The sequence below is a fragment of the Streptomyces viridosporus genome, from assembly GCF_002078235.1.
Lineage (GTDB): Bacteria > Actinomycetota > Actinomycetes > Streptomycetales > Streptomycetaceae > Streptomyces > Streptomyces viridosporus.
Genome location: NZ_MSGP01000043.1, coordinates 1 through 10602, shown reverse-complemented (window position 1 = coordinate 10602; position 10602 = coordinate 1). Strand labels below are relative to the sequence as shown.

The window sequence follows — 10602 nt, the reverse complement described above, 5'->3', positions numbered from 1 at the left end:
CCGGCCGGGGTGCGGGGGTCGCCCCCGGGCGGAGACGGCACGGAGAAGCCGGCGAGCCCGGGGCGTCGAGACCGAACTGCCGGGCGAGGCACTCGTCCGGCCCCGGCTCCGGCCGGAGCGCTCACACGCACGTCGAAAAGGGCGGCCCCTCTGCGGGGGCCGCCCTTTTCGGTGTCACCGTGTCTCGTACGCCGTCCCGGGACGCACGAGCGTCGGGGTCACTTGCCCTTGGCGGCTTCCTTCAGCTTGGAGCCCGCGGAGACCTTCACGCTGTAGCCGGCCGGGATCTGGATCGGCTCACCGGTCTGCGGGTTGCGCGCGGTGCGAGCGGCACGGTGGGTGCGCTCGAAGGTCAGGAAGCCGGGGACGGTGACCTTCTCGTCGCCCTTGGAGACGATGTCGCCGACGACCTCGGCGAACGCGGCCAGCACGGCGTCGGCGTCCTTGCGGGTCACCTCGGCACGGTCGGCCAGCGCGGCCACCAGCTCACTGCGGTTCATGTTGTTACTCCCGTGTTCTTCTTGCCGTTGAGGCGTGCCACGCGGCGGAGCCGCATGTCGGGCACGGCGAAGCCGATGCTGCCAGGTTCCTCGGTGAGTCCCCGGACCCGGGTCCGTCGTCAGACCCTCGCGCCCAGAGACGCATCCTGCCTCTACCAGCGGCGGTAATGCCAATCCGGCACCCGCAGGAGTCGTGAGAACACCCGAGGGAGTCACACGAAGAACACCACGGCCCCCGATGCGGTGACGTTCGGTCCGCTTCCGGCGACGGACCGCAGGGATCTGCGCCCGAGCCTGGCCGCCACCCTAGAGGCGGTCAGGACCTACGCGTTCCACGACGCGCCGGTGTGAAACCGGCCGTGGCGATCCTCACAGCCCGGGAGCGGCCGACCGGCCCCGCAACGTCCGGGAGCTCACGCCCCGGCCGCCCTGGCCGCGTCCCGCACCGCACCGGCCACCGCGCCCGCGACCTTGTCGTTGAACACGCTCGGGATGATGTAGTTCGGGTTCAGCTCGTCCTCGGTCACCACGTCGGCCAGCGCCTGCGCGGCGGCCAGCATCATCTCGGTGTTGACGGTGCGGGACTGGGCGTCCAGCAGGCCGCGGAACACACCGGGGAACACCAGCACGTTGTTGATCTGGTTGGGGAAGTCGGAGCGCCCGGTGGCCACGACCGCCGCCGTCTGGCGGGCGACCGCCGGGTCCACCTCGGGGTCGGGGTTCGCGAGCGCGAACACGATCGCCCCCTCGGCCATCGCGGCCACGTCCGCGCCGTCGAGGACGTTCGGGGCGGAGACGCCGATGAAGACGTCCGCGCCGCGCACCGCGTCCTTCAGCGTGCCGGTGAGGTTCTCGGGGTTGGTGTGGTCGGCGATCCAGTGCAGGGCCGAGGCCGGGTCGACGTCGGCCAGGTCCTCGCGGCCCGCGTGGACGACCCCGTGGATGTCGGCCACGACGGCGTTCTTCACCCCCGCGGCGAGCAGCAGCTTCAGGATGGCCGTGCCGGCCGCGCCGGCGCCGGACATGACGACGCGGATGTTCTCGATCCCCTTGCCGGTGACCCGCAGGGCGTTGGTGAGGGCCGCCAGGACGACGATCGCGGTGCCGTGCTGGTCGTCGTGGAAGACGGGGATGTCCAGCGCCTCGCGCAGCCGGGCCTCGATCTCGAAGCAGCGGGGGGCGGAGATGTCCTCCAGGTTGATGCCGGCGAAGCCCGGGGCGATGGCCTTGACGATCTCGACGATCGCGTCGGTGTCCTGGGTGTCGAGGCAGAGCGGCCAGGCGTCGATGCCGGCGAACCGCTTGAACAGGGCCGCCTTGCCCTCCATGACCGGCAGCGCGGCCTTGGGGCCGATGTTGCCCAGGCCCAGCACGGCGGAGCCGTCGGTGACGACCGCGACGGAGTTGCGCTTGATGGTGAGGCGGCGGGCGTCCTCGGGGTTCTCGGCGATCGCCATGCAGACGCGGGCCACGCCCGGCGTGTAGACCATGGACAGGTCGTCACGGTTGCGGATGGGGTGCTTCGACGCCATCTCGATCTTGCCGCCGAGGTGCATGAGGAACGTACGGTCCGAGACCTTGCCCAGGGTGACGCCCTCGATGCCGCGCAGCTGCTCGACGATCTCGTCGGCGTGGGCGGTAGAGGTGGCCGCGATGGTGACGTCGATGCGGAGCTTCTCATGGCCGGACGCCGTGACGTCGAGGCCGGTCACCGAGCCTCCGTGGGACTCGACAGCCCCGGTGAGCTGGGATACCGCGGTTCCGCTCGCGGGCACCTCCAGCCGGATGGTCATCGAGTAGGAGACGCTGGGCGCCGTTGCCATGGCGGGCTTCCTCTTTCACCGTTTCGCTGCTGTCGCTGCGTGTCACAGCACTGTGCCGTCCGATCGTCGCACCTACCGCCGAGTACGCGGTAGCCGCTTCGTATTGCGAACGTTTTGTTCGCGGCCGGAGTGGGTACCTCCGGCACATTTCGGAAAACTTGTTCCACCCTACGAGGGAAGATCCGCCCCGGTGAAGGGGCCCCGGCCATGGAAGAGGCCCACGTCACACGGATGACGTGGGCCTCTCGCACGTTTGATGACACCGACCCGCCATGCTCGCCTCGCGGCAAGTGGTCGCTCGAAGCGACGAAGGTTGGGCCCGGGGGCTTGGATCGGGCCGGTGCCACGTCCAGGCTAACAAAAGGATCCCGGTGTGCCATTCCCGTCACGCAAGCGGTTTTTCCGCGCGCCCGGATCAGTCCCTCAGCAGATCCGGCACCCCGGCCGCGTCCGGCTCGTCGCGCTCCTGCGCGACCACCGTCAGCTGCTGGGTGGCCCGGGTGAGCGCCACGTAGAGGACGCGCAGGCCGGCCGGGGACTCGTCGGCGATCTCGGCCGGGGAGACGACGACGGTGGCGTCGTACTCCAGCCCCTTGGCCTCCAGGCTGCCGAGCGCCACCACGCGGTCGCCCAGCCCGTCGAGCCAGCGCCGGGCCTCCTCGCGGCGCTGCATGGCGACGACCACGCCGACCGTGCCGTCGACCCGCTCCAGCAGCCGTGCCGCCTCCTCCCGCACCGTCGCGCCCAGCGCGTCGCGCACGACGGCGAAGCGCGGCTCGACGCCGGTGGAGCGCACCGCCCGCGGCGGCTCGGAGCCGGGCATGGCGAGGGCCAGCACCTTCGACGCCAGGTCGGCGATCTCCGCCGGGTTGCGGTAGTTCACGGTGAGCCGGAACCGGCGGCGCGGCCGGGTGCCGAGGGCCTCGTCGCGGGCCCGGGCGGCCTCGTCGGGGTCGGACCAGGAGGACTGGGCCGGGTCGCCGACGACCGTCCAGGTGGCGTGCCGTCCGCGCCGGCCGACCATGCGCCACTGCATCGGGGTGAGGTCCTGGGCCTCGTCGACGATCACATGGGCGTACTCGACGCGCTCCTGGGCGAGCCGCTCGGCCCGCTCACGCTGCGACTCCTCGCGCACCGGCATCAGCTCCTCCAGGCCGGTGAGCTGGTCCAGCGGGTCGATCTCGCGCTTCCTGCGGGGCCGGGCCGGGGCGCCGAGGACGGCCTGGAGCTCGTCGAGGAGCGCGATGTCGTGCACGGAGTACCCGGCCCGCTGCAGGGAGCGGGCGACCCTGCGGACCTCGCCGGGGTTGAGGACGCGACGGGCCCAGCGGCCCAGGCGCTTCTCGTCCGCCATGGCGCCGAGGACGGCGGCCGGGGTCAGCTCGGGCCACCAGGCGTCGAGGAAGGCGGTGAAGTCGTCCTCGGAGGTGACGTCCTCGTCGAAGGAGGAGCGCAGCTCGGCGGCGAGCTCCGGGTCGGTGTGCCGGCCCGCCGCGCCGTAGCGCTCCCACAGGGCGTCGAGCAGCAGCTTGCGGGCGCGGGGTCGCAGCAGGTTGACCGGTGCGGTGCCGCCGAGGGCGGCGCGGCGGACGTCCGCCAGCTCCCCGGCCCCGAGCTCCAGCCGCCGGCCGAAGACGACGACCCGCAGCCGCTCGGGCGAATCGTTCCCCTCCAGTGCTCCGCGCGCGGCCTTCCGCAGCACCTTGAGCATGCGGGACGAGCCCTTGACGCGGGCCACCGACGGGGAGTCGTACAGCGTGGCCTCGGCGCCCTCGACCAGCGAGCCGATGGCGCGGATGGCGACCTGGCCCTCCTCGCCGAGGGAGGGCAGCACGCCCTCGGTGTAGGCGACCAGCAGGGGGGTGGGCGAGACGATCAGGATGCCGCCCGCGTACCGGCGCCGGTCCTGGTAGAGCAGGTAGGCCGCCCGGTGCAGGGCGACGGCGGTCTTGCCGGTGCCGGGGCCGCCCTCGACCTGGGTCACGGAGGCGGCGGGGGCGCGGATCACCAGGTCCTGCTCGGCCTGGATGGAGGCCACGATGTCCCGCATGGTGTGGGTACGGGCCCGGCCGAGCGCGGCCATCAGGGCGCCGTCGCCGATCACGGGCAGCTCGTGGCCGTCGAGGGACGCCGCCAGCTCGGGGCGCATCAGGTCGTCCTCGACGCCGAGGACGCGGCGGCCCTTGGAGCGGATCACCCGGCGGCGCACGACCCGGCCGGGGTCGACCGGGGTGGAGCGGTAGAAGGGCGCGGCGGCGGGCGCCCGCCAGTCGATGACCAGCGGGGCGTAGTCCTCGTCGAGGACGCCGATCCGGCCGATGTGCAGGGTCTCGGCGATGTCGGCGGTGTTGTCGGGGCGCACGGCGCCCTCGGCGGGCTCGACGGCGGTGTAGGCGCCGTCGGGCCCCTTCTTGCCGTCCTTGCCGAGCAGCAGGTCGATGCGGCCGAAGAGGAAGTCCTCGAACTCGTTGTTCAGCCGGTTGAGGTGAACGCCGGCCCGGAAGACCTGGGCGTCCCGCTCGGCGAGGGCGCCGGGCGTGCCGACCTGGCCGCGCCGGGCGGCGTCGCGCATGAGGAACTCGGCCTCGTGGATCTTCTCCTCGAGACGCCGGTACACCCGGTCCAGGTGTTCCTGTTCGACGCGGATCTCCCGGTCGCGAACGGAGTCGTGAACCGGACCGACCGCGGTTTCCTGTTGAGCCTGAGCGGCCACCGGGCCCCCTTCTGACGTGCTGGGCAGCCGTCAACCGTACGCGAAGGGGGCCCCGGGAGGCTACGCGTCCACTTCGACCAGCACCTTGCCGTCGAAGGTCATCACCTGGAAGTGGTCGATCTTGTTCGGATCGAACGAGGAGCCGCCCTGGATGTACAGCGGCTGCCTGGCCTTCTCCGTCTTGGCGTCCGGCAGGCCGTAGCCCTCGCCGGGGACGGACCAGGAGGTGACGGTCTCCCGCTCGCCGTTCTTGCCGACGGCGATCAGCGCGCACTTCTGCGGGCCCTTGACGTTCTTCAGTTCCGTGACGATCTCGGTGCCCCAGAGCTTCTTCTCCCGCGCCACGGTCGCGGAGACCTTGGTGCCGGGGTCGGTGGCCGAGACCTTGTCGGAGGCCTTGTCGAAGGCGTCCTTGACCGGGTCCGCCGCGAGCGTCCGGTTGGTGCCGCCACCGCCGCCACCGCCACCGCCGTCCCCGCCGGTGGTCGCCACGGCCACGAACGGCCCGCTGACGATCAGCGCGCCCGCCGCGGCCACCATGTAGAAGTTGCGGCGGCGCTTCCTCGCGCGGCGCTCGGCGACCTCGTCGACCAGCTTCTCCACCACGCGCGGGCTCGGCTTGGCCGACAGCGACTCGCCGATGGCGGGCGTCCCGGCGCCGGGCAGGTCCGCGAGCGCGGCCAGCATCGGCTCCATGCCCGCGAGTTCGTCGAGCTGCTGGGCGCACCACTCGCAGCTCGCGAGGTGCGCCTCGAACGCGGTGGCCTCGGCATCGTCGAGGATGCCCAGGGCGTAGGCACCGACGGTCTCGTGTTCATTCGGCACCGGTGATCCCTGCATGGCTCCAGACATACCCGCGCCACCCGTGCCGAATCCCTGATTTCCCCCGTACACACTCATCACGCCGTCACCCCCCGCTCCTCCAGTGCCAGCTTCATCGAACGCAGGGCGTAGAAGACCCTGGAGCGGACGGTACCGCTGGGTATGCCGAGCGTCTCCGCCGCCTCATTGACGGTACGCCCCTTGAAGTACGTCTCGACGAGCACCTCCCGGTGAGCAGGGGTCAGGTCGTCGAGTGCGTCCGACAGCGTCATCAGCCACAGCGCCTTGTCGATCTCGTCCTCCGCGGGGATGACCTCCAGCGGCGACGGATCGACCTCCTGCGGCCGGGCCTGCCGGCTGCGGTGGCCGTCGATGACGATGCGTCGGGCGACCGTCACCAGCCAGGGGCGTACCGAACCGGTCGCCCGATTGAGCTGACCGGCGTTCTTCCAGGCACGGATGAGCGTTTCCTGCACGACGTCCTCGGCGCGCTGCCGGTCTCCGGCGACCAGCCGCAGGACGTAGGCCAGCAAGGGTCCGGCGTGCTCTCGGTACAGCGCACGCATCAGCTCCTCATCGGGTTCCGAGGGCTGGGACATGCGATGTCGGGCCCTCGATGCACGTTCATTGGCCACGACAGAATCCTTGCGCACGCCCACCTCCGATGTCCGGGGGATCCCCCAGCCGGTCGCTCCACAACCGGTACGGACGCGAGGGGTTGGGTGTTCAAAGGGAGGCGGCAGTTTTCTGCGGGACGGCGCGCGGACCGGGACATGGGGTCACATTCCCCGCACTTCTCCTTCACATTTCCGACACGCCGAAGGAGCGGGCGCGCTTTCCGTGGAACGGGGACGTCAAACCGGGCGTGACCGATATCACTTCACCTGCTCGACTAGGGGCGCGGCACAGAAGTCGCATAGGGGACGAAGGCGTTGGGGAACGGGTGCCTCAAGTGCGGCTGCCCCAGGCGCGGGTGTCTCAGGCTCAGGTGCCCCGGGCCCGGGTGTCTCAGGCCCGAGTGTCTCAGGCGCGGGTGAGGGCGGCGCGGCGGCGGTGGCGGGCCACCCGTTCGCGGTTCCCGCAGACCTCGCTGGAGCACCAGCGCCTCCTGCGGCCCCGGGAGGTGTCGAGGTACACGATCGGGCAGTTGTCGCCCTCGCACTGCCGCAGGCCCGCGCGCGCCACCGGATCGGTGAGCAGGTCCACGGCGTCCCGCGCGACCGCCGCGAGCAGCGCGGCGCGGCCGGGCGGGCCGTCGAGACGGCGCACCAGCAGGCCGTCGTCACCGGGCACCGCGCACGGGGCCGGGGGTGCCACCCGGGCGAGGTCGTTGACCCGCGCGAGCGCGAGGTCGTACGCGGGGGCGCCGGGAGCCGCACCGGGCGGCCGGCCCGCCCGGCCGCGCACCAACAGGGCGAGGCGTCCGCGCAGTTCGCGGAAGGCCGCCGGCCACGAGGGGTCGGCGTGGACCAGCGAGGTGCCCGGCGGGACGAGTCCCGAGCCGGTGATCCAGGCGCGCAGCACCTCGACGGAGTCGAGCCGTTCCACGGGGTGCGTGGTCGCGAGCAGGTCCAGGCAGACCCGCCCGGTGTCGAACCGCAGCTCGTGGGGCGCCGTGGCCGTACCCAGTGCCATGTGCCTGTCACCGCCTAGGGTTCCGCCCCGGTCGGGTGGGGACCGGTGCGACGCGAGTGAGGGACCGGGACATCCCCTCCCTACAGTGCCTGCCCGCTCCCGCACCCGTAACCCCCCGCACGGCGTCCTCGTCCGCCGGGCCGGTCGCCCCGCTCAGGCGTCCGCGTACTTCGACTCCGCCCGCGGGTCCAGGGCGAGCCGGTAGCCGCGCTTGACGACCGTCTGGATCAGTCCGGGAGCGCCGAGGGCGCCGCGCAGGCGGGCCATGGCGGTCTCCACCGCGTGCTCGTCGCGGCCCGCTCCCGGCAGGGCGCGCAGCAGGTCCGCGCGGGCGACGACCCAGCCGGGCCGCCGGGCCAGCGCCCGCAGCAGGGACATCCCGGCCGGCGGTACGGGCCTGAGCTCGTCGTCCACCAGGACCGCGTGTCCGCGGATCTCCACCCGGTGCCCGGCGACGGGCAGCGCGCGGGCCCGGGCGGGCAGTTCCCGGCAGAGCACCTGAACGAGGGGGCCGAGCCGGAAGCGTTCGGGCTGGACGGTGTCGACGCCGTGGCCCTGCAGCGGCAGCGCGGTGACCGGGCCGACGCAGGCGGGCAGGACGTCGTGGCCGAGGGCGGCGACCAGGTCGTCGAGCAGGCCGCGCTCCCCGGCCCGGGACAGCAGGGACGCGGCGGCGGGGGCGCTGGTGAAGGTGACCGCGTCCAGGGTCCGGGAGACCGTGGCGTCCAGCAGCCGGTCGACGGGGCCGAGGTCCTCCGGCGGCAGCCACCGGTAGACCGGCACCCCCACCACCTCCGCTCCCCCGGCCCGCAGCGACTCCACGAACCCGGGCAGCGGCTCGCCGTGGAGCTGCACGGCGATGCGCAGACCGTCGACGCCCTCCGCGAGCAGGCGGTCGAGCACCTCGGCCAGGGACTCCGACGCCGGCGACCACTCCTCGGTCAGTCCGGCGGCCCGGATCGCGCCCTTCACCTTGGGGCCGCGCGCCAGGATCCGCACCCCGCCCAGCCTCGCCAGCAGGCGCTCGCCCAGCCCCCAGCCGTCGGCGGCCTCCACCCAGCCCCGGAAGCCGATGGCGGTGGTGGCGACCGCGATGTCCGGGGCCCGCTCGATGAGTTCCTCGGTGGCGGCCAGCAGCTCGCCGTCGTCGGCCAGCGGCACGATCCGCAGGGCCGGGGCGTGCAGCACGGCGGCTCCGCGCCGCTCGAGCAGCGCGCCCAGCTCGTCGGCCCGGCGCGCCGCGGTCACCCCCACGGTGAACCCCGCGAGGGGCCCGTGGTCCGGTCGCTGTCGTTCGTCGTCCATGGCTCTCGTCCCGCTCGGGTCGGCGTCCTGCGTGGAGGGCGGCTCCGCCTCCACGCCGAGCGAGCCTGCCAACGATCCGTGACGGGCCCGGTTCGGCTTCGTGTCACCAGTGTTACGTCATACCTCGGCGCGGCCGAGCCGCGGCTCCCCCTCCGCCGCGACGCCCGCGGCGGCCGGCCGGGCCGCCGGGCGGCGAAGGTATACGGCCCAGGTGACCGCGGAGCAGACCGCGTAGCAGGCGAGGAAGGCGACGAACGCGCCGGTGCCGGAGCCGTGGGAGAGGAAGGACTGGCGGAAGGCCAGGTTGATGCCGACCCCGCCGAGCGCGCCCACCGCGCCGATCAGCCCCATGGCCGCCCCGGACAGCCGGCGTCCGTGCGCGGCGGCCTCCTCCCCGTGCAGCCCCCGGGCCAGGGCCTCGGCCTGGAAGATGCCGGGGATCATCTTGTACGTCGAGCCGTTGCCGACGCCGGTCAGCACGAACAGCACCACGAAGGCGGCGGTGAACAGCGCCGGCGACTCCCGCAGGGAGGCGACGACCAGCACGGCGGTCGCCGCGCCCATGGCGGTGAAGGTCCCCAGGGTGATCCGCGCGCCGCCGTACCGGTCGGCGAGCCGTCCGCCCACCGGGCGGACCAGGGAGCCCAGCAGCGGGCCGAGGAAGGTGACGTACGCGGCCTGCAGCGGGGTGCGGCCGAACTGGCTCTGCAGCACCTGCCCGAAGGCGAAGCTGTAGCCGATGAAGGAGCCGAAGGTGCCGACGTAGAGGAAGGACATGACCCAGGTGTGCGCCTCCCGCACGGCGTCCTTGGCGGCACCGGTGTCGTTCCGCACCGGGGCGAGGTTGTCCATGTACCGCGCGGCCAGCACGGCGGCGGCGACGATCAGCGGGACGTAGAGGCCGAGCAGCACGCGCGGCCCGCCGTTCGCCCCGATGACCGCGAGGGCGGCGAGCTGGATCACGGGCACCCCGATGTTGCCGCCGCCGGCGTTCAGGCCGAGCGCCCACCCCTTCTTCCGCAGCGGGAAGAAGGCGTTGATGTTGGTCATGGAGGAGGCGAAGTTGCCGCCGCCGATGCCGGCCAGCAGGCCGACCAGCAGGAAGGTGGAGAAGGAGGTCCCCGGCTCCATCACCGCGAACGCGGCGACGGTGGGCACGAGCAGCAGCCCGGCGGAGACGACCGTCCAGTTCCGCCCGCCGAAGACCGCGACGGCGAAGGTGTACGGGACGCGGACCACGGCACCGACCAGCGTGACCACGGACGTCAGCAGGAACTTGTCGGCCGGGGTGAGCCCGTACTCCGGTCCCATGAAGAGCACCAGCACGGACCACATCGTCCACACCGAGAAGCCGATGTGCTCGGACAGCACGGAGAAGAGGAGGTTGCGGCGGGCGACCTTCTCCCCGGTCGCGTTCCAGAAGGCCTCGTCCTCCGGATCCCAGTGCCGGATCCAGCGGCCGCCCCCGCTCGGGGGTGCGGGGTCCGGGCTGAGCCGGGCCCGGGGAGCTGTCATGACGCCTCCACTGTTCTCCGGGGTGCGGACGGTGCCCCGAAGGGCTGGTCCCGAAGGTAGGGAGGAAGCGTTTCCGGTCCGTGGTCCCCGGTGACCGGCGGGGAACGTTGCTCTCACCGCCGGCGGGGCCGGGGTGAGAGGTCTCCGGCACCGGCGGGGCACGGTGCCGTGAGGTGCGGCGGCGTCAGCGCCGCGGGGGCTGCCAGTAGGGGTTCTGCTGCGGGTACGGCGGCTGCGGCTGGGCGTGGGGACCGCCGGGCGCCGTACCCGCCGCAGAACCCCTACTGGC

Annotated in this window: 8 protein-coding genes; all 8 read right to left on the bottom strand. The window is 72.9% G+C overall.

The features are described 5' to 3' along the window. Window positions 1-218 precede the first annotated feature (218 nt). Window positions 219-500 (bottom strand): HU family DNA-binding protein, encoded by a 282-nt coding sequence (locus B7L92_RS03050; RefSeq protein ID WP_004987462.1) that lies wholly within the window; start codon window positions 498-500, stop codon window positions 219-221. 413 nt (window positions 501-913) lie between these two features. Further along, window positions 914-2323, bottom strand: coding sequence for an NAD-dependent malic enzyme (locus B7L92_RS03045; RefSeq protein ID WP_081235953.1), 1410 nt, complete (start codon window positions 2321-2323; stop codon window positions 914-916). A gap of 415 nt (window positions 2324-2738) precedes the next feature. Further along, on the bottom strand, window positions 2739-5036 hold the full coding sequence (locus B7L92_RS03040) for a HelD family protein (RefSeq protein WP_081235952.1): 2298 nt from the start codon (window positions 5034-5036) through the stop codon (window positions 2739-2741). Between the two features lie 60 nt (window positions 5037-5096). Then, window positions 5097-5861, bottom strand: a complete 765-nt coding sequence (locus B7L92_RS03035) for a zf-HC2 domain-containing protein (protein ID WP_304364694.1) — start codon at window positions 5859-5861, stop codon at window positions 5097-5099. Window positions 5862-5935: 74 nt separating this feature from the next. Next, window positions 5936-6457: a sigma-70 family RNA polymerase sigma factor gene (locus tag B7L92_RS03030; protein ID WP_010039908.1), complete on the bottom strand. Its 522-nt coding sequence runs from the start codon at window positions 6455-6457 to the stop codon at window positions 5936-5938. 424 nt (window positions 6458-6881) lie between these two features. After that, complete coding sequence (locus tag B7L92_RS03025) at window positions 6882-7493, bottom strand: CGNR zinc finger domain-containing protein (protein ID WP_081235950.1); 612 nt, start codon at window positions 7491-7493, stop codon at window positions 6882-6884. A 153-nt stretch (window positions 7494-7646) separates the two neighbouring features. Continuing rightward, a complete protein-coding gene (locus tag B7L92_RS03020) occupies window positions 7647-8798 on the bottom strand; it encodes a uroporphyrinogen-III synthase (RefSeq protein WP_081235949.1) in 1152 nt (383 codons plus the stop codon). Window positions 8799-8915: 117 nt separating this feature from the next. After that, window positions 8916-10313, bottom strand: a complete 1398-nt coding sequence (locus tag B7L92_RS03015; RefSeq protein WP_081235948.1) for a nitrate/nitrite transporter — start codon at window positions 10311-10313, stop codon at window positions 8916-8918. Window positions 10314-10602 lie beyond the last annotated feature (289 nt).

What these genes read in the sequence shown, in the direction of transcription:
- B7L92_RS03015 (WP_081235948.1), bottom strand. Translation starts at nt 10,313, where the DNA reads ATGACAGCTCCCCGGGCCCGGCTCAGCCCGGACCCCGCACCCCCGAGC.
- B7L92_RS03045 (WP_081235953.1), bottom strand. Translation starts at nt 2,323, where the DNA reads ATGGCAACGGCGCCCAGCGTCTCCTACTCGATGACCATCCGGCTGGAG.
- B7L92_RS03025 (WP_081235950.1), bottom strand. Translation starts at nt 7,493, where the DNA reads ATGGCACTGGGTACGGCCACGGCGCCCCACGAGCTGCGGTTCGACACC.
- B7L92_RS03020 (WP_081235949.1), bottom strand. Translation starts at nt 8,798, where the DNA reads ATGGACGACGAACGACAGCGACCGGACCACGGGCCCCTCGCGGGGTTC.
- B7L92_RS03030 (WP_010039908.1), bottom strand. Translation starts at nt 6,457, where the DNA reads ATGTCCCAGCCCTCGGAACCCGATGAGGAGCTGATGCGTGCGCTGTAC.
- B7L92_RS03050 (WP_004987462.1), bottom strand. Translation starts at nt 500, where the DNA reads ATGAACCGCAGTGAGCTGGTGGCCGCGCTGGCCGACCGTGCCGAGGTG.